This window comes from Rhodococcus sp. Leaf278 (genome assembly GCF_001426085.1).
Taxonomy (GTDB): domain Bacteria; phylum Actinomycetota; class Actinomycetes; order Mycobacteriales; family Mycobacteriaceae; genus Rhodococcoides.
Genome location: NZ_LMRR01000008.1, coordinates 12,408 through 31,009 on the forward strand (window position 1 = coordinate 12,408; position 18,602 = coordinate 31,009).

At 63.6% G+C, this 18,602-nt stretch carries 20 protein-coding genes; 9 read left to right on the forward strand and 11 right to left on the reverse strand.

The genetic code is table 11. From position 1 onward, the window contains the following. Positions 1-33 precede the first annotated feature (33 nt). The gene (locus ASG84_RS09525; protein ID WP_057476794.1) at positions 34-948 is read left to right on the forward strand and encodes a zinc-binding dehydrogenase; all 915 of its coding nucleotides are present in this window, start codon (positions 34-36) and stop codon (positions 946-948) included. Further along, on the forward strand, positions 948-1,337 hold the full coding sequence (locus ASG84_RS09530; protein WP_057476795.1) for a nuclear transport factor 2 family protein: 390 nt from the start codon (positions 948-950) through the stop codon (positions 1,335-1,337). The genes ASG84_RS09525 and ASG84_RS09530 overlap by 1 nt, the downstream gene beginning before the upstream one ends. Here ASG84_RS09530 and ASG84_RS09535 read toward each other — a convergent pair. The 4 genes from ASG84_RS09535 to ASG84_RS09550 form a co-directional block, all read right to left on the reverse strand. Then, entirely contained in the window at positions 1,334-3,196 is a 1,863-nt protein-coding gene (locus ASG84_RS09535; protein ID WP_235581608.1) for a bifunctional diguanylate cyclase/phosphodiesterase, read from the reverse strand. The genes ASG84_RS09530 and ASG84_RS09535 overlap by 4 nt on opposite strands. 82 nt (positions 3,197-3,278) lie before the next feature. Then, positions 3,279-5,648 carry a lysylphosphatidylglycerol synthase transmembrane domain-containing protein gene (locus ASG84_RS09540; RefSeq protein WP_057476796.1) on the reverse strand — a complete coding sequence of 790 codons (2,370 nt, stop codon included), beginning with the start codon at positions 5,646-5,648 and terminating at the stop codon, positions 3,279-3,281. 9 nt (positions 5,649-5,657) lie between these two features. Then, positions 5,658-6,245: a GNAT family N-acetyltransferase gene (locus ASG84_RS09545; RefSeq protein ID WP_057476797.1), complete on the reverse strand. Its 588-nt coding sequence runs from the start codon at positions 6,243-6,245 to the stop codon at positions 5,658-5,660. Then, positions 6,214-7,497 (reverse strand): MFS transporter, encoded by a 1,284-nt coding sequence (locus tag ASG84_RS09550; protein WP_057476798.1) that lies wholly within the window; start codon positions 7,495-7,497, stop codon positions 6,214-6,216. Before ASG84_RS09550 ends, ASG84_RS09545 begins: the two co-directional genes overlap by 32 nt. A gap of 89 nt (positions 7,498-7,586) precedes the next feature. Here ASG84_RS09550 and ASG84_RS09555 point away from each other — a divergent pair, with 89 nt between their 5' ends. Then, positions 7,587-7,901 (forward strand): ArsR/SmtB family transcription factor, encoded by a 315-nt coding sequence (locus ASG84_RS09555; protein ID WP_057476799.1) that lies wholly within the window; start codon positions 7,587-7,589, stop codon positions 7,899-7,901. 33 nt (positions 7,902-7,934) lie between these two features. Next, positions 7,935-9,083 carry a macrolide family glycosyltransferase gene (locus ASG84_RS09560; protein ID WP_156399449.1) on the forward strand — a complete coding sequence of 383 codons (1,149 nt, stop codon included), beginning with the start codon at positions 7,935-7,937 and terminating at the stop codon, positions 9,081-9,083. 1 nt (position 9,084) lies between these two features. Here ASG84_RS09560 and ASG84_RS09565 read toward each other — a convergent pair whose 3' ends face one another. After that, the gene (locus ASG84_RS09565) at positions 9,085-9,543 is read right to left on the reverse strand and encodes a hypothetical protein (RefSeq protein ID WP_057476801.1); all 459 of its coding nucleotides are present in this window, start codon (positions 9,541-9,543) and stop codon (positions 9,085-9,087) included. Positions 9,544-9,562: 19 nt separating this feature from the next. Continuing rightward, the gene (locus tag ASG84_RS09570) at positions 9,563-9,889 is read right to left on the reverse strand and encodes a hypothetical protein (protein ID WP_032378612.1); all 327 of its coding nucleotides are present in this window, start codon (positions 9,887-9,889) and stop codon (positions 9,563-9,565) included. Positions 9,890-9,918: 29 nt separating this feature from the next. On the opposite strand from ASG84_RS09570, the gene ASG84_RS09575 reads away from it, so the two are divergent. Next, positions 9,919-10,671, forward strand: a complete 753-nt coding sequence (locus ASG84_RS09575; RefSeq protein ID WP_057476802.1) for an alpha/beta fold hydrolase — start codon at positions 9,919-9,921, stop codon at positions 10,669-10,671. On the opposite strand, the gene ASG84_RS09580 is transcribed toward ASG84_RS09575, so the two are convergent. The 5 genes from ASG84_RS09580 to ASG84_RS09600 all read right to left on the reverse strand — a co-directional run bounded on the left by ASG84_RS09580 (position 10,660) and on the right by ASG84_RS09600 (position 15,076). Then, a complete protein-coding gene (locus tag ASG84_RS09580) occupies positions 10,660-11,403 on the reverse strand; it encodes an AIM24 family protein (protein WP_057476803.1) in 744 nt (247 codons plus the stop codon). The genes ASG84_RS09575 and ASG84_RS09580 overlap by 12 nt on opposite strands. 9 nt (positions 11,404-11,412) lie before the next feature. Then, positions 11,413-12,090 carry an AIM24 family protein gene (locus ASG84_RS09585; RefSeq protein WP_057476804.1) on the reverse strand — a complete coding sequence of 226 codons (678 nt, stop codon included), beginning with the start codon at positions 12,088-12,090 and terminating at the stop codon, positions 11,413-11,415. A 1-nt stretch (position 12,091) separates the two neighbouring features. Further along, positions 12,092-12,700, reverse strand: coding sequence for an AIM24 family protein (locus ASG84_RS09590; RefSeq protein ID WP_057476907.1), 609 nt, complete (start codon positions 12,698-12,700; stop codon positions 12,092-12,094). A 76-nt stretch (positions 12,701-12,776) separates the two neighbouring features. Continuing rightward, on the reverse strand, positions 12,777-13,451 hold the full coding sequence (locus ASG84_RS09595; RefSeq protein WP_235581609.1) for a response regulator: 675 nt from the start codon (positions 13,449-13,451) through the stop codon (positions 12,777-12,779). Then, positions 13,448-15,076 (reverse strand): sensor histidine kinase, encoded by a 1,629-nt coding sequence (locus tag ASG84_RS09600; protein ID WP_057476806.1) that lies wholly within the window; start codon positions 15,074-15,076, stop codon positions 13,448-13,450. The genes ASG84_RS09595 and ASG84_RS09600 overlap by 4 nt, the downstream gene beginning before the upstream one ends. Positions 15,077-15,180: 104 nt before the next feature. Between ASG84_RS09600 and ASG84_RS09605 the strand changes: the two genes are divergently transcribed. From ASG84_RS09605 to ASG84_RS09620, 4 genes are read left to right on the forward strand one after another with little or no spacing between them, the layout of a single operon-like run. Next, positions 15,181-16,161 (forward strand): Bug family tripartite tricarboxylate transporter substrate binding protein, encoded by a 981-nt coding sequence (locus ASG84_RS09605; RefSeq protein WP_057476908.1) that lies wholly within the window; start codon positions 15,181-15,183, stop codon positions 16,159-16,161. Further along, positions 16,158-16,697 carry a tripartite tricarboxylate transporter TctB family protein gene (locus ASG84_RS09610; RefSeq protein WP_057476807.1) on the forward strand — a complete coding sequence of 180 codons (540 nt, stop codon included), beginning with the start codon at positions 16,158-16,160 and terminating at the stop codon, positions 16,695-16,697. The genes ASG84_RS09605 and ASG84_RS09610 overlap by 4 nt, the downstream gene beginning before the upstream one ends. After that, positions 16,697-18,214 (forward strand): tripartite tricarboxylate transporter permease, encoded by a 1,518-nt coding sequence (locus ASG84_RS09615; protein ID WP_057476808.1) that lies wholly within the window; start codon positions 16,697-16,699, stop codon positions 18,212-18,214. Before ASG84_RS09610 ends, ASG84_RS09615 begins: the two co-directional genes overlap by 1 nt. Further along, the gene (locus ASG84_RS09620; protein WP_057476809.1) at positions 18,211-18,600 is read left to right on the forward strand and encodes a universal stress protein; all 390 of its coding nucleotides are present in this window, start codon (positions 18,211-18,213) and stop codon (positions 18,598-18,600) included. The genes ASG84_RS09615 and ASG84_RS09620 overlap by 4 nt, the downstream gene beginning before the upstream one ends. Positions 18,601-18,602: the final 2 nt, after the last annotated feature.

The window sequence follows — 18,602 nt, forward strand, 5'->3', positions numbered from 1 at the left end:
ATCCCGATCCTCCGGCATCCGAGGGAGCCAGACATGAAAGCAATGATTCCAACAGCGCCTCAGCAGGTTACGTTCGGCGATGTGGCCGAGCCGGTGCCCGCCGACCACGAGGCGGTGGTCGAAGTAGCTGCGTACTCGGTCAACCGTGGTGAAACGTTCCTGCTGGATTCACCCTCCGCCGGGTGGCGGCCGGGGAAGGATCTCGCGGGCACTGTAGTCGTGGCGGCAGCCAACGGCACTGGACCCACGCTCGGTACACGGGTAGTGGGGCACGCACCGCACTCTGCGTGGGCAGAGCGTGTGGCGGTGAGCGCAGCGTCGTTGGCGGAGGTTCCCAGTACGGTCGAATTGACGACGGCCGCGGCTCTTCCACTTGCGGGGCTGACGGCGCTCAGGTTGATTCGCCGTGCCGGATCACTGATCGGTCGCCGCGTGCTGATAACCGGAGCGAGCGGAGGGGTCGGCCACTATGTGGTGGAACTCGCGACCGGTGCCGGTGCGGTTGTCACTGCGGTGTCGGCCACTGCCGAACGCGGCGCGAGACTCCGTGAGTTCGGTGCTGCCACCGTGACCCATGTGGGCGACGCCGAGGGCTGGTTCGACGTGACGATGGACTCCGTCGGTGGTGGTTCTTTCGCCGAGGCGCGTCGGCGAACCAACCCCGCCGGAACGGTGATCTGGTTCGGACAGGCAAGTCTCGAGCCGGTGACGCTGAACTTCTTCGAATGGGTCGACGGAACGGTGGGCGCACGAATCGAGTTGTTCCACTACGAGATCAGCGATCGCACGGACAGCGAAGACCTTGCCACGTTGCTGCGGCTGGTGACCGAGGGTCGACTGCACCCCGAGATCGGCGCGCTGCTGCCGTGGAAGGACACCGCGCTCGTCATCGACGATATCCGCGAGCGCCGGCTTCGCGGAAACGCTGTGCTGCAGGTGACGTCGTGATGCGTACCGCCGATGTGCTCGAATCCTATCTGGCAGCACTCACCACCGGTGACCTGGAACTGATCGCGAAATCGTTCGCGTACAACGCAACCTGGACGCTGCACGGCACACTGCCCATCTCGGGCACCAAGGTCGGTCGCGATGCCATCATGGAATTTCTGGTCGGCGGCGCTGAGCTCGATCGAACGGGCAGTCAGCGACTCATATTCGGCCAGAGAACAATCCAAGGAAACCGTGCGGTTCTCGAGTGGCAAGTTCGGGGCGTCGCGGAGGCTACCGGACTCGACTATCACAACAACTATTGCGGAGTCTTTGTTGTCGAGGGATCCGAAATAGTCGAGGTGCGTGAGTATCTCGACACGCAGCATGCCGCCGAAACACTGTTCTAGGTTGAGACGCCCCGTATCGCATCCGCCGATCGAGGCTTGCCGGTGAGGAAGCCCTGCACCATGTCGGCTCTGAGTTCGACGGCGACCTGCAGTTCCGCCTCCGTCTCGACCCCTTCCATGATGACGGTGGAGCCGATTTCGTGCGCAAATCCGATCACCGATGCAGCAGCGGCCCGTCGGACCGTATCGGTGTCGATTCCGTGCACCAATGCGTAGTCGACCTTGAGAGTATCGGGCCTCAGCTCGACCACTTGGCGTAGGCCGGCGAAGCCGGCACCGACGTCGTCGACGGAGATCGAAATTCCCTCGACGCGCAGGGATTCGATGGTGCGAGCGACGGCGAGGTAGTCGTCGACCCGTTCGTGTTCGGTGATCTCGATGTGAAACGCTCGGTCTTTCTGGAACGGTCGTAGCCTCGCAGCCAGGTCCGTGGAACGAATGGTCTCGGCAGATGCGTTGAGGGAGATGAAAATTCCGCGAGGCAGAGACTGGGCGGCAACGAGGGCACGGTCGATGGCGGCAACCTCGAGAAGCGGCCCGATTCCGGCGTTGGTGGCGTCGCGAAACCACATCGTCGGCGAGCCGAACCCGAACGGAAAACGCGACAGCGCCTCGTAGCCGACGACGGTAGTGGTGACGGTGTCGCAGATGGGTTGGAACACCACGTCCGGCCCACCTCGGGAGATCAGACCTTCGATGCGTGCGCGAATGTCGGCGCGCGTTCCGGTGCTGCTCCCGCGCGCGCTGCCGTCGTCCTCGGCCAGCCGAGACTTGTTGCGATACATCTCGATATCGGCCAGCGCGATCAGTTTGCGCACCACCGTCGGGGTGACGGGTTCGTGCCCGAGAGATTCCACGGCAGATCCGAGGCTGGTGGTGAACGGCGGCCCGGAGAACGTCTCGTCGAGACCGCTCCGGATCTTGTCGACAGTCGATTCGATGTCGCCGGGAGAACCGACGTGGACCACCACGAACTCGTCTCCACTCAGCCTCGAGACCACCGACGACCGCGGGACCGCAGCGGTGAGTCGCGCTGCGATCTCGATCAACACGGCGTCGCCGGTCGGGTGACCGAACCGGTCGTTGATTTCCTTGAATCGGTCGATGTCGAGAACGGTGACGCCGATGGTTCGATCGGATGCATCGTCGGCATACGCGATTCCGACGCCGTCGATTGCTTCGAGCAATCCACGCCGGTTGTACAGTCCCGTCAACGAATCGGTGACTGCACCCGACGCCCGAGAACGCAGATATCGAATGTAGGCCCGCATCATCAGTGGGGTGAGGTACAGCGTGACGACGGTGACCGCGGTCGCGGCCACCAGCCACAGGTTCGTTCCCTGATTCACCGCGAGGACGGACAGAGCGAGCACCGTCGTCAACGAGACGGCGAGGTGAGCCCACATCACTCGAAACGAACTGGCAATGACGGTGAAGACCGCCACGATGGTGAACATCATGCACCCGGTCAGCGGAACGAGGTAGTTCGTGCTGCTGAACAGGGTGGCTACGACGCCGATGTCGGCGTAAAGAACAAAGGCGTTGGCCACTCGTGGTGACGGCCACGGCCGCAGGAACCAGGCGAGCGCCACCGGAATCGTCGTCAACGAGCCGATGAAGATGTAGACGTCGAGGCCCTCGTAGTGGATGCCGGTGGCAGACATCAGGACGCCGGACACCCCGAACAGGAGCGTCACGACTCCGATGAAATAACGCACCCACCGCTCACGCGCGGTGTTCGCGAAGTAGGTGTAGTCGTCCTCGACACTGTCGAGAGGGGTGCCGATCCCAGGTCTGTACTGCGTGCGGCCTTCGGCCTCCACCGTAATCCCTGGTCTGGAAATGGGCGTACCTCTCATGGGCAGATCCCCGGCCATCACGAACGCTACCAGCGTGACCTCTGGCGAGGCCGAAATCGGGCGTACCCGTCGTCCTACGGGGTCAGACCATGTCTTTCTCGGTCATCCAACGCAGCGTGGGCCACCCGAGGAACACCGGCAACCAGCAGGTCAGCACGCGGTAGAGCAACACCGACGGTACTGCGATCGAGGCAGGTAGACCGAACGCCGCAAGACCGCCGATCAGGGCGGCCTCCACGGCACCGACGCCGCCGGGTGTCGGGGCAGCGGAGGCCAATGTGCCGCCGATCATCGTCACGACGGTCACGGTCACGAAGGTCGTGCCACCGCCGAAGGCTTCGATGCTCGCCCACAATGCCAGCGCTGCACCTAATGTCGTTGCGGCGCAACCAAGAATGATGATCGAGAAGCGCTTGGGATCTCGCGCAAGCTCGCCCAGTTCGGTGAGGACTTCGGTGACCTGCGGCCGGACGGCCACTTTGAGCCACAGCCTGAGCTTGGGTACGAACATGAACGTCCCGACGACGCCGAATGCGGCACCGGCGATCAGATACAGCACGGTGTTGCCGGGCACCATGTTCGACAGTCCCGAGGAGGTACCGGCGACGACGCTGAAGAAGATCAACAGGCTCACGTGCGTGATCACCTGGACCGATTGTTGCAGTGCCACAGCCGCAGTCGCGCGAACAGCGCCCAGTCCGCCCTTCTGCAGGAATCGCACACTCAGAGCCAGGCCTCCGACGCCCGCGGGGGTCGTCGTCGCGGCGAAGGTGTTGGCAACCTGCATGACCGTCAGATTCCAGAAGCTGACCTTGCCGAACGCGCACGCCCACAACGCAGCTCCGGCACCGACGTACGTCAGAGCCGAGACCGCCAACCCGAGCAGAACCCACCACCAGTTCACCGAACCCAGTTCGGTGACGAACGCAGGCACCGCACTGATGAACGGGTACGCGACGTAGACCAATCCGATCAACAACACGAGCGAGATGATCTGGTTTCGGCTGAAGCGAGTGACCTGTTCGGCCTCGATCTTGGCGGCACCGGTCTGCTCGAGCACCTCGAGCCGGACGGCCTTCATCGTCTTGCCTGCGTCGTGAACCGATTGACGAATCCGAGACGGAATGGCCGACTTGGTGAGCCGGCCCGATGCCGCGATCACGGTATCGAAGCCGAGGACTCCGACGGCGGTCGCAACGGCACGGCGAGGGCCGAAAAGGTCTGCGGTGGTGAGGAGTAGCTGCGCCACATCCGATTGCATCTGGGCATCGGACGCACCCAGTTCGGCGTGGCCGTAACCGCAGAACAAGGCTCGACCCTCGTCGATTCGGAGTTCGCCTCGATGCAGGTCCCCGTGCGAGATCTGGTTCTCGTGCAGGGTGTTCAGTGCCTTCCACAACGCGGTGAGGGTGGCGTCGTCGTGCTCGGCCTCGATCGACTGACCGTGGGGTAGGTCGTGCGCGTACAACGTCCACCCCCGATCGAGCGCCGCTACCGCCAGCGGATGGCTGCCCGCCGCACCCAGCCTCTCGATGGCCAAACCCATCAGGGCTCGATGCTCGACTGCCCGGCGCATCGATGCATGGAGTGGCGCAGTCTCACTGCCCCGTCGCGTGATCCAGCGCCAGAACTGTCGGAGGGCGCCGCCGCTGCGCTGATTCTGCCCGTACAACTCGACCACTACGTCGGCGTCGGGCGTGTGTGCGTTCAACACCAATGGACCCGGTCCGGCGGGACGCACCACGGTGAACTTGTCGATGGTGACGCCGCGATCGCGGAACAGACGAACTGCTGCGTCGAGCGGAACCTCGAGAGCGGGTGTGCCGACCAACAGGACGATGACGGCTCCGACGAGCCACCCGACGGCGAGGCCGAGCATCGAGCGAGCCGGGACGACGGTGGAGACGACCAGATGAATCGGCACGAACGCGAGCAACAGCGTCCACCATGCCCGACGCCACCGCGCGGGTAAGCCGGGGCCGGACACCGTCAGGGCCGCAGCCAACATGGCGATCCAACGTGAGTCGTCGAGGAACTGCGAGAGGAAGGTATCCAGTCGCTCGGGAACGTCCAGGTCCCAGGTGGGAGTGGAGATTCCGGTGCCGGTGATCGACAGCGCCAACGCGGCCAGCAGTGCCGCTGCTGCGTAGCCGGCGAGCAGTTTCCATTTACGGCCGGCAATCAGGCCGATCAGCACTCCGAACGGAAGCGCGAGAATGGCGACGCCGTAGACGATATAGACGGCATTGGACTGATCGGGGCTGAGTACACCGACGATGTTCGACACCGATTGCTCGAGCGCATCCCACTGATTTCTGGTGATCAGCGAACCGGCGATGACCACACCGAGCAGCACCACAGCCGACACGACCCGAATGATGTCGCTGGTTCTTCGCACCAGCGGTTGAAGCAGGTTCCCCGCTACGGGAATGTCCCGCCCATCCACACGCATGGGGCCAACCTACCGTGCGGTACGCCTGCGGAGTTCGTTGCGGACGGCGGGCCATTCGGATTCGATGATCGAGAACACCACGGTGTCGCGCAGTGAACCGTCGGGCATGCGTTGATGATTGCGCAGAATGCCGTCCTGCTTGGCACCGAGCTTTGCGATCGCAGTGCGCGATTGCAGGTTCATCCAGTGCGTGCGAAATTCGACGGCGATGCAGCCCAGTTCCTCGAAGGCATGCGTCAGCAACAGTAACTTGCTCGCGGCGTTGGTGCCGGTTCCGTGCGCGGAGCGGGCATTCCAGGTGTATCCGATCTCGACCCGGCGGTTGGTCGAGTCGACGTTGCAGAACGTCGTCGCACCGATGATCTGGCCGGTGTCGTTGCGGCGCAGCGTGAACGGAAGCATGTTTCCTGTTTCGAGCAGTCCGAGACGGCGATCGATCTCTGCCGCCATGTCCTCGGGTTTCGGAACGCTGGTGTACCAGAGGTTCCACAACTCGCCGTCGCGGGCGGCGTCGGAGAGTCCTTCGAGATGGTCGTGGCTCAGCGGCTCCAGGGTCACGAGATCGTCAGCGAGGGTCACCGGTTGCAGGAAAGGCATTCGCCGACGATACGTCGGATCGTGCCGTCCGGGAAAGAGCAATGATTGCCGCTGCGGTGACGGCGACAGCGGCGACGACGACGGCGATCACCTCGGTGAACGCGTACGAGTAGGCATCGGCGAATCCGGGTTGCCCGGATGCAGTGGCGTCGGCGTCGACCTCGTTCGACACCCGCCCGCGGATGAGGAAGGCCAGCAGCCAGGCATAGCCGGCGACCGCGATGGCCTCGCTGCCGATGCGGAACAGGTTGAGCACCCCGGCTGCGGTGCCACTGCTGTGCGGCGGAACCGCGGCGAGTGCTTCGCCGTCGACCAGGCCGATGGGCAGACCGAAGCCGAGCCCCACTGCGATCATGGGGACCACCACGGCGGCTAGCGGTACGCCGGGCTGCAGCGCCAGCATGCCGAGGTTGCCGAGTACGAGGAAGCCGAGGCTCGCGAGGATGACGCGAGTGGGCGTGATGGCGTCGAACATTGTGCTCAGTCGTGCGACGGTCAGTGGGGCGAGAAGAACCGGGATGGTCATCGCCAGCATGAACAGTCCCGCCCGGCCGGGGGTCAGGGACGAGACGGCGCTCAGGGCAGCGGGCAGATAGGTGAGCAGGGTGACGAAGCCGATGGCTCCGGCGACCGGGACCAGGCACAGGGCGAGGAATCGACGGTTGCGCAGAAGTGTGAAGTCCAGGAGACGGTTCGCGGTGCTTTCGCTTCGCAGCGCAGGCAAGGCCAGGGTGCCCACAGCCGCAACCAGAAGGACAATCGCTTGAGCAGCGAATACCCCGCGCCAGTCGACCGCGGCGATCAGCAGGCCGGAGATAGTGGGCCCCAGAGCCAAGCCGAGCCCGTTCACGGTGCCGAACAGTGCGAATGCCGTGGCCCGCGCGGTCCCGTGAAAATGCAGCGACAGAATCGACGTCGAGCCCACCAGAACCGCGGCGGCACCGATGCCCGCGACAACCCGCGCCGCGTCCAGTACGAGTAATGAGGGCGCGAGTGCGCTGACCAGGCTGGCGGTGGCAGTGAGCAGCACACCGATGCGGAACGACGTGCGGTGGCCGATGCGATCCGACACCGCACCCCAGACGACGGTGAACAGGGCGAACGCGACGTTGAAGCCGTTGACGACCCACTGCAGCGGCGTGGGATCGGAGCCGAGATCGGCTGCGATGACCGGCAGCGCGATGGCGGTACCCGAGATCGACATCGGCACGACGAACTGCGCTGCAAGTACGACCGGTAGAACTGCCCTCATGAATCCCCCTGGGTCTAGGTACGATACTTTTCGTACTAGAACAGGTTTCAAGGTACGGCGCAAGTCGTACCTTGACGCGGGAGGAGCGCATGGCAGACGAGAACGGGCATCCGGAGCCCGAGGAAATGCAGCTCGGTGCAGTGATGTCGGCACTGGCGGATCCGCTGCGTCGTAAGGTGGTCACCGAACTCGTCGGCGACGACGACGGTGCCGAGCGAACGTGCATGTCCTTCGAGCTCGGTGTCACCAAATCGACTCTCACACATCACTTTCGAGTGCTGCGAGAAGCGGGGCTGGTCTTTCAGGTGGACCGCGGTAACAGTCGGAAGGTCACGCTGCGTCGCCGAGAGCTCGAGGATCGGTTCCCCGGTCTGCTCGATCTGATCGCCAACGAAAACCGCTAGCCCGAAGCGGACGCCCGTCGTACGGTGATGCCCATGCACATCGCAATGATCGGCACGACGGCTCCCAGTCATATCTATCCATCACTGGCCGTCATTGCCGAATTGGTGCGACGAGGTCATCGCGTCACGTATGCCGTCGGAGATTCTCTGCGGCACATGGTGGAACCCGTAGGCGTGGAGGTGGTCTCGTTCGAGTCGATACTCCCTGACGGAGAGGCGTCGTGGCCCGATGATCCGGCCTCGGCCATGCAGGTGTTCCTCGACGAGGCGATACAGTCGTTTCCGGTGCTGACCGCGGTGTACGACGACGATCAGCCGGAGCTGTTCCTGTACGACATCGGCGGCATGACTGCACCGGTCCTGGGGGTGCGCTACGGGGTGCCTGCCGTGCAACTCTCGCCGACGTACGTGGCGTGGGACGGGTATGCCGAGGATCTCGGGGACGGGATGGCCGCTATCCGAGAGTCGCCGACCGGTGTCGTCTACCGCGATACCTATGCAACCTGGTTGCGAGAGAACGACATCGACGTTGATCCGTGGGAGTGGATCACGTATCCGGCGCACTGCCTGTCGCTGATTCCACGGGTGATGCAGCCGCATGCAGACCGAGTGGCCGATTCGGTGCAGTTCGTCGGCCCGTGCCTGGATCCGGTACGCCTGAGTGATCGCAGTTGGACGGCACCCGAAGCCCCTGTCCTGTACATCTCGCTCGGTACCGGATACAACGAGCGACCCGAGTTCTACCGCATGTGCATGGAGGCGTTCGGGAACACGGACTGGCATGTGGTGATCTCCATAGGCCGACGCGTCGACCCGGCCGTGTTGGGTGACCTCCCTGCGAATGTCGAAGTACACGAACATGTTCCGCAGCTCGCGGTACTGGACGCCGCCACCGTCTTCGTCACCCACGCCGGGATGGGCGGGTGCACCGAGGCGCTGTGGTTCGGCGTACCGACCGTGGCGGTACCGCAGGCTGTCGATCAGTTCGGCAACGCCGCGATGCTCGCCGAACTCGGGGTGGGCGTGCACCTGGACTTCGAGAAGGTCACGACTGTGATGCTCGCCGAGGCTGTGGCCGAGTCTCGCGAATTCGGTTCACGTGCAGCAGAACTCGGTGCCGAGGTGCGTGCGCACGGTGGCGTCGAACAAGCCGCGAATGCGGTGGAGGCATTCGGCCGCTGAGTTACGTCGCGAGTGCGCGTAGCTCCTCGAAGGTCGAGGCGTAGGTTTCGCGGACCTGATCCCAGGATGCCGTCATGTCCACGCTCTGCGGATCGGGAGTCGGTAGCGCGTAACCGTACTGGGAGCGAGGCACCGGATTGCCGGGTAGCACGAGCACCTGGGTGAACGCCGCGGAATCGGGATTGAAAGTCAGGGTATGGGATGCGACGTTGCGGCCCCAATCCTCCGACGGCCACGACAGAAAGATCACGTGTTGCGGGTTGGCCGCGACGTCGGTGTACGAGACGTAACTTCCGTAGTGATCCTCGCCCGGAGACATGATCTTGTACGCGCCGTTGTCGGTGTAGATCAACAGTGCCTCGGCAAACGGCTTCTGATCGAACAATGCCGTGTATCTCAGCGCCTGCACGAACACGGGCCGACCCAACGGAATCGAGATGGGCTCCTGCTGTGTGGTCATGAGGTTCGAAGGTACCGATTCAGTCCTCCAGAACGCTGACGCTCACGCCGTAGGGCAGGAAACGGACCCGTCGACGCGGGTCGGTGTTGTCCTTGTGCGCACGGAGGGCATCGAGTTCGGTGGCGTAGAGCTGGTCGATCTGCGGTGATCCGGCGTCGTCGACGCTGTAGATCGCCCAGACCCCGTCACCCTTCTGACCGGTGGTTTCGGGCTCCGGCGGAGCTTTCGGCGCTCCGACATTCGAGGCGAAGAGCGAGCCGACAACCTCGCGCAGTCCCTCGGTTGCCTCGCGCGCGAACTTGTCGAAGTCGTCGGATCCGAATCCGAAGGGACCTTGGTTGGCCATGGCAGTACCTCCTGGGGTGATACTCCAGTATGCGCGTTTTCTCCGAACTGCCGCCGAGCGTCCGCGCGCTCACGTTGCCGGGCCGCACCGACCCGGCTCTGGTCTTTCTGCACGGCCTCGGATCGGCGGGTGTCCCGGCATTCGGTGCTGTTGCCGCAGACGCGACGTTCGAGGGTCGAGAGCGGCTGCTGCCGGATCTGCTCGGCTTCGGTTTCAGCGATCGCCCGCTCGATTTCGGCTATTCGCTCGACGACCATGCCGCTGCCGTTGCGGACCTGCTCGATCAGCGTAATCTGACGTCGGTCGACCTCGTCGGCCACAGCCTGGGTGGATCGATCGCCACGGTGCTCGCCTACCGTCGACCCGATCTGGTGGGCCGACTGATCGTGCTCGAACCCAACCTGTTGCCGTGGGACGGCACCGCCAGTGTCGAGATTGCCCGGCAGTCGGAGGCCGAGTTCGTCGATACCGGTATCGACCGATTGATCGCCGAATCCGATCCGGAATGGGCTTCCACCCTGCGGATTGCCGATCCGGTTGCACTTCATCGCACCGCCGTCAGCCTGTGCGTGGGACCTGATCCGACGGTGCAGTCCATGCTGGAGTCGCTCACTGTACCGCGGTTGTACGTCTACGGAGACCGCACCGGTGCGCCGAGCCAGGAGTCTCGATTGGCTTCCGCAGGGGTGCATTTTGCATGCATCGACAATGCCGGGCACGTCATGATGTTCGACAATCTCGCCGGCACCGTCGAGGCGATGCGGGCCGGGCTACTGCTGTAGCCGGGCCCCGATGGTGTTGTGCAGAGCCCGCAGCGAGTTCTGACCGAGAGAGACCGTCTGCGATTCGATGTAGCGCAACAGGTGCGAATCGTTGAGCACCTTCTCGCTCGACTGGATCAGCACGGTGCCGGCGCCGGTGAAGTCGAACTGACGCTCCTCGCCGCTGTTGGCACCGAGAAATCCGCGTGCCGCGCCGAGGAAGTTCTGCATCCAGTCTGCATCGAAGTGATGCGACGGGGACGGGCAATCTGCCCATCCCACAAGCGCTTCCGGGTCGATGCGAAGCGGCGGCTCGGCGAACATGACGGTGCCGTTGGAGGAGGCCAGGAACTTTCCGGTACCGAGCAGTGTCAGAAATCCGGGGACGATGGACTGCTTGAGGTCCAGAGTCGGCTCGAACGCAAGCAGATTCGCAGCTCGGATCGTCAGGTTGCCGTCGTCGAGGTCGTAGCTGTTGATGTTGAATCCGCGATCGCCGAGGATCAGCTTGCCCTGCCCCTGCGCCAGTACCCAGTCGTTGGAGTACAGCGGAGACGAGAACCGCGCGGCGACGATGGCAGGCATCGACGTCTGCCCGAGCGGCTCGAAGCGAATGTTGCCGTAGTACGCGATCATCGCGCCCTTCGAGGTGAACCACGGCTGGCCTGCGAGTTCGACGCAGAACGCATAGTCGTTGCCGGGCACGTTGTCGTTGACCGGCAGGGTGTACGGGGTGTGAATGTCCAAACTCATTGCCGCTCCCTAGAACTTCTGCTCGGACGCCTGGACCCACACGGTGCCCATACCGGTCATCTTCAACTGGATCGCCTCGCCGCTGCCCTTGCCGACGGCGTCGCGCCAGCCGACATTGGCGGAGATGTCGACGTTGATGTTGCCGATGTGGCACACGTACGCCTGCGGATCGACCACCACCTGTGGGTGATCGGGCCCGACCTGCAACGGTGTAGCGCCGCCGTGCGAGAGGACCGCGACGCTGCCCTGACCGGTGAGTTGCGTCGTGAACAGACCTTGCCCGGTCATCGCGCCGCGCACTGCTCCGCGGACGCCACCCTGGGAGGTCAGGGCGACGATGGAACTCTGCAGGTACCCGTCGTGCACCAGGAGTCGATCGGCTTCGACGGTCAGCATCGACGAACCGTCGAGGTGGATGATCTCGACGTACAGTCCGGCGTGACCGTAGAAGACCTCGCCCTGCCCCTCTGCAGCCATCATCGCCACGTGTTCGCCCGCCATCATCCGGCCGGCCATCCCGGCGACGCCGCCCATGCCCGGCATGGCACCGGCCGAGCCGCCCATCGAGTGCGGAACGAACCGGACGTCGCCGGTGTAATAGAGCATCGACCCACGACGCGCGAGCACGTTCTGATTCGGTGCCAGAACGGATTTCACGACTTTGCTGTTGACGAGTTCGAGTGGCACGTCAGCGCTCCTCGGGTTGGATGTAGACGACGCCCTGGCCGTCGAAGCGGAGGGAGAACGCCTCGCCGCTGCCCCCGCCGATGGCGGAGCGCCACGTGACGTCGGTGACGAAGCTCTGGTTCAGTTGGCCGCGGTGGGCGACGAATGCGTCGGGATCGACGACGAGGGGGTACTGGGGATCGACGGCGAGGGCAATGATCGGCCCACCCTTCGACAACAGCGCCACGGTGCCGGATCCGCTGACGACAGTGGTGAACAAACCCTGTCCCGACGATGCGCCACGCAGGCCGGAGAACTTGACGTCGGTCTTCAATTGACCTGTGAGAGCGAGTAATTGGGAGGATTCGACGTGAAGATTGTCGCCCTGCACCTCGACCAGCGTGATGTCTTGGGCATCGGCAGCAAAGTAGACCGTGCCCTTACCCGATACGTCCATCAACGACAGTGACTCTCCGGTCACCTTCTGTTTGAGTGCGGCGCGGAATCCGCCGCCACCGCCCATCCCGGCGCTCTTGAAAGCAACATCGCCCTCATAGGCCACCATCGAGCCCGACATCGCGCGCAGGGAGTCACCGGTCAGGTCTGCGACCAAGACACGGTGCCCGTTCATCCTCAGCTGAGCCACGGGGGAACTATGCCACTGCTCACGCCGTCGTGGCTACTGCTGGAGGTATGCCGGCGTGCCACTATCGACGGCGATACAGCCGTTCGGGTCGCCCGGCCCTGCCGTACTGCAGCCGGATATCGAGAATCTCGTGTGTCAGGTAATGCTCGAGGTATCGGCGTGCACTCACGCGCGAAATCCCGACGAGATCGGCACATTCACTCGCCGACAATTCGGTTCCCGGCGTGATGACGTCGAGCACCGACTTCCCTGTCTCGGCGGACATTCCCTTCGGCAACTGCACGCGTTCGGCGGCGGCGGTTCCACGACCGAACAGAGCGTCGACGACACCCTGGTCGAGCCGATCCGTGGACAGAGCCTTCCGGCGCGCCAGAAACGCGTCGAGCTTGTCTCTCAGGTTCACGTACTCGAAGGGTTTGATGAGGTAGTCCGTGGCACCACCGGTCAGCGAAGCATTGACGGTATCCAATTCGCGAGCGGCGGTGATCATGATGACGCCTACGGCGTTGTTCTGCGCGCGCAACGTTCGGAGGACGTCGAGCCCCGATGCGTCCGGAAGATGGACGTCGAGCAAAACCAGATCCGGCTGTAGTTCGGCAATGGCAGTGAGTGCTTCCGCTGCAGTACGAGCTACACCCACTGCCCTGAAGCCGTCTGTCCGGTCCACGAAGCGACGATGAATGTCGGCCACCATGAAGTCGTCGTCGACCACGAGGACGGTCATCGATGCGCTCATCGTTCTCCTGTGCTCTCTCGCTCCGGCAACGGGATTCGCACCCGGAATCTAGCGCCCCCGGTGGCGGCGTCGTCCACCATCGCTGTTCCGCCGTGTTGCGTACTGACCAATCGGACCAGAGCGAGACCGATTCCGCGCCCGCCGGGTTGGTCGGGTTTCGAGGTCACTCCCCGTGAGAACACGGATTGTCGCATGTGTTCCGGCACCCCTCGGCCCGAGTCGGTGACGTCGATGACCAACTCGTCTGTGTCGTCGATGACGACCGTGATGGCACGCTCGCCGCATTCGCGCGATGCGTCGAGTGCGTTGTCCACGAGATTGCCCACCACCGTGATCACGTCCGTCGACATCGCGGGGTCGAGCGGTCTCAGGTTGGATGCGGGGTCGAGAGTCAGGCGCACGCCGATCTCTGCGGCCAACGACGTCTTCGCAATGAGTAGCGCTGCCACCGCCGGATCGTGGATGTGTGCGGTGATCGATTCGCTGATCTCCGCCCGCCTACGGGTGAGGGTGCCGACGAGGGCTGTCACCTCGTCGTAACTGCCCAATTGGGCCAAGCCGGAAATGGTATGGAGTTGATTGGCGAATTCGTGAGTCTGGGCGCGGAGCGTATCGGTGACACTGCGGTGTGACGTCAGCTGACTCTGCATCGACGCGAGCTCGGTGCTGTCACGCATCGTGGTGACGGTGCCGATGTGTTGTCCGCGGCTGGTGGCGGTGCGGCGGTTGAGTGCGAGCACCCTGTGCGCGGTCGTGACGATGAAGTCCGCCACCTCTCCGTCGGACTTCAGAACGTCCAGTACCCCGTCGTCGATGCCGACGTGGTCCACCTGCTTGCCGACCACGGTGGGATCGAGCCCGAGAAGTGTGCATGCGCTGTCGTTGATCACGGTGATGGTGCCGTCGTTTCCGATGGCAATCACCCCCTCACGGATACTGTGCAACAACGCTTCTCGATGGTCGGCGAGGCTTGCGATCTCTGCCGTCTCCAGGCCGAACGTGTGTCGCCGTATCCGGCGAGAGAGCAACCACGACCCCACGGCACCCAGACCGGCACCGATTGCCAGGTACAGAATCAATCTCGCTCCGGACTCGGACAACAGTGTCCACGTAGACGGGTACCGCTCCGCCACGGTCACGATGGCGAGCACCGAACCATCGGGTGCCAGGACGGGAACGTGGCCGGCAATGGACCGGATGCCCGCAGATTCGATGTCACCCGACCACCCGCGGCCGTCGAGGACGTCGCTGTCCCCCAGTGCGGCTGAGCTACCGATTCGGGTGGGATCGGTGGACACGATCACAGCACCGTCGGTGGACACTATTTCTGCCAGCGATGCGCCGGAGAGCGCGACCGCCCGATCTACGTCGGGTGCGAGCACTCGTTCCACCAATGGCGCGTCCAGCTGATCACGAACGACGGGAGTCGACGCCAGATTCTCGGCAACGGAAAGCATCCGAGCTCCGCGCAGGTCGCGAAATTCGTCGGTGGACTGCTCTATCGATATCGCGGCGACGGCACCGAGTACGAGGGCGAGGACGGCGAGCTGCAACACCAAGTACTGACCGGCGAGGGTGAGGGTGTGTCGTCGGTTGACTGCTCGTCGACTCTGTCGTGACCACAAAGAACTTAACTTCCATTGGTTTCTCAAAAGTGACTCGCATCACGTTGGAATCGATACTTGCTACCGATCACAGTCTCACAGAGACCGAACCGAAACGAGGACCGATGCCCAGAAGGCTGACAGTGGTGTTGGCACTGATCCCACTGCTCGTGCTGGCGCTCGCATCATGTGGCGTCACCCGAGGCGACGAAGGCGAGGGGCTGCACCGCATCCGGATGATGGTGCCCAACAGTCCCGGTGGTGGTTACGACCTCACTGCACGAAGCGCAGTGAAGATCATGGAAGAAACCGACATCACCGGCCGCGTCGAGGTCTTCAACGTCATCGGGGCAGGCGGAACCGTCGCCATGGCTCGATTGATGAACGAGGCAGGCAACGACGACCTGATGATGATGATGGGACTCGGTGTCGTCGGCGCGATGTACACCAACGGCTCGACCGATCGAGTCTCCGACGCCACCCCGCTCGCCAAGATCGTCGAAGAACAAGAGGGAATTCTCGTCCCCGCGGATTCGCCGTTCCAGACCGTCGGTGACTTCGTCGCGGCGTGGAAAGCAGACCCGTCGTCGGTGACGATCGGCGGCGGATCTTCCCCGGGTGGGCCCGACCACCTGTTTCCGATGGAAACCGCGCGCACGGTGGGCGTGGATCCGACAGCCGTGAACTACGTGTCCTACGACGGCGGCGGCGATCTGTTGACGGCTCTGCTGGGCAACAAGATCTCCGCGGGCACGTCGGGGCTGGGCGAGTACATCGATCAGATCGAGGCCGGACAGGTGCGAGTGCTGGCCGTGTCGGGAGCCGAGCGACTTCCCGGCATCGATGCACCGACCCTGACCGAAGCCGGTATCGATCTGCAGTTCACCAATTGGCGCGGTGTTCTCGCACCGCCCGGAACACCCGAAGACGTTCGTGCACAGATGGTTGCGGCGTTGACCGAGCTGCACGGCACCGACGAATGGAAGGAAGCGCTCGTGACCAACGGATGGATCGACGCATTCGAGACCGGACCTGCTTTCGAGCAGTTCCTGCGAGATCAGGATGCCCGGGTCGAGTCGACACTCACAGAACTGGGACTCGTATGACCGCCACGGTCGACCGCACCGACGATAGCGGTGAGACTGGGTCGGAGAAGGTCGGTCCGGACCGCGCGCAGCTCCTGGTCTGCGCGGTACTGCTGGTGGTCGGCGTATTCTTGATCGTCGACGCGCTCTCTCTCACAGCGGAATTCGCCAAGGTCGATCCCGTGGGTCCCAAGCTGATTCCCATCGTCGTGGGGATCGCGATGCTCGTCTGCTCCGTCTTGCTCGCCGTGGCAACCCTCAGGGGCAGCCGAGGTGAGCAGGACGGTGGTGAAGACATCGACACCTCTACTCCGGCCGACTGGACGACCGTCGGACTGCTCGTCGGGCTCTTCGTGGCAACGATCGTGCTGGTGGACACGCTGGGTTGGGTGATCGTCGGGGCGATGCTCTTCGGCGGGGCCGCAACGATTCTCGGCAATCGACACTGGATTCGTAACCTGGCCATCGGGCTCGTTCTCTCACTTCTGAGCTTCTATGCGTTCTACGTCGGGCTCGGGATACCGCTGCCTGCAGGCATTCTGGACGGAATACTCTGATGGACAATCTGAACTGGCTGATGCAAGGCTTCTCCGAAGCCGTCACCCCGATGAATCTGCTCTATGCGTGCATCGGAGTGCTGCTGGGCACCGCGGTGGGTGTACTGCCGGGGATCGGCCCGGCAATGACCGTCGCATTGCTCCTTCCGATCACCTACAACGTCAGTCCCAGTGCGGCATTCATCATGTTCGCCGGAATCTACTACGGCGGCATGTACGGTGGCTCGACCACGTCGATCCTGCTCAACACTCCGGGCGAATCGTCGTCGGTGATCACCGCTATCGAAGGCAACAAGATGGCCAAGGCCGGGCGGGCCGCGCAAGCACTCGCCACGGCCGCCATCGGATCGTTCATCGCCGGATCGATCGGAACCATGCTTCTGGTGCTGTTCGCCCCCATCGTCTCGCGGTTCGCGGTGTCGCTGGGAGCGCCCTCGTACCTGGCAATCATGGTGCTGGCCTTGGTCGCTGTGACTGCGGTACTCGGCAGCTCGAAATTGCGCGGATGCATCTCTCTGCTGCTGGGACTCGCCATCGGACTCGTGGGAATCGATTTCCTCACCGGCCAACCCCGGGCGACCTTCGGTGTAGCTCAACTTTCCGACGGAATCGACATCGTGGTCATCGCTGTCGCCGTGTTCGCACTGGGCGAGGCCCTGTGGGTCGCTGCGCATCTGCGCCGCAAGCCGGCCGAGGTGATTCCCGTCGGGCGCCCATGGATGGGCAAGAGCGATTGGAAGCGATCGTGGAAGCCGTGGTTGCGCGGTACCGCATACGGATTCCCGTTCGGCGCGTTGCCCGCCGGCGGCGCCGAGCTGCCGACGTTCCTGTCGTACATCACCGAGAAGAAGCTGTCCAAGCATCCGGAGGAATTCGGCAAGGGTGCCATCGAGGGTGTTGCAGGGCCAGAGGCAGCCAACAACGCCTCTGCGGCAGGCACTCTCGTGCCGATGCTGTCGTTGGGTCTGCCCACGAATGCCACTGCGGCAGTCATGCTCACCGCGTTCGTGTCATACGGAATTCAGCCCGGACCGACGTTGTTCGACAAGGAACCGCTGCTGATCTGGACGTTGATCGCGAGCTTGTTCATCGGTAACTTCCTGCTGCTCGTGCTCAACCTCCCGTTGGCACCACTGTGGGCAAAGCTGCTGCGCACACCGCGGCCGTACCTGTACGCGGGAATTCTGTTCTTTGCCGTGCTGGGTGCCTACGCCGTCAATCTCCAGTGGCTCGACCTGGTTCTGCTGCTGATCTTCGGATTGCTCGGACTGATGATGCGGCGCTTCGGACTACCCGTCCTGCCACTCATCATCGGCGTCATCCTCGGTCCACGAGTGGAGCGTCAACTGCGCCAGACGCTGCAGCTCGGCGGCGGCGAATGGAGCAGCGTCCTCTCCGAACCCATCGCCATCGTCGTCTACGTCGTCATCGTTCTGCTACTGGCTGCGCCGTTCGTGGCAAAGCTCGTTCGGCCCCGCACTGCACCCACCCTCCAGAAGACGAAGGAAAATGCATGATCGTCGTCGGCTACACCCCTGACAAATTCGGCGCCGCGGCACTCGAGCACGGAATCGCCGAGGCCAAGTTCCGCAACACCGGCCTCAAGGTCGTCAACACCTCCACCGGCGACTCCTTGGCCGATCCGCGATTCGCGGATTCCGAGGCCGTGACGGAGTTGCACGCCACCCTCGATCGTTCCGGTGTCGAGTATGTCCTGGACCAGGCTGTGGTCCCGGATACCGTCGACGCACTGCTCACCGTCATGGACGGCGACGATGCCGATGTGCTGGTCATCGGAATCAGACACCGGTCAGCAGTGGGCAAACTGCTGATGGGCAGCTCCGCCCAGCAGCTGCTGCTCTCGTGCCCCAAGCCGGTGCTGGCAGTCAAACCGCCTCGATAGCA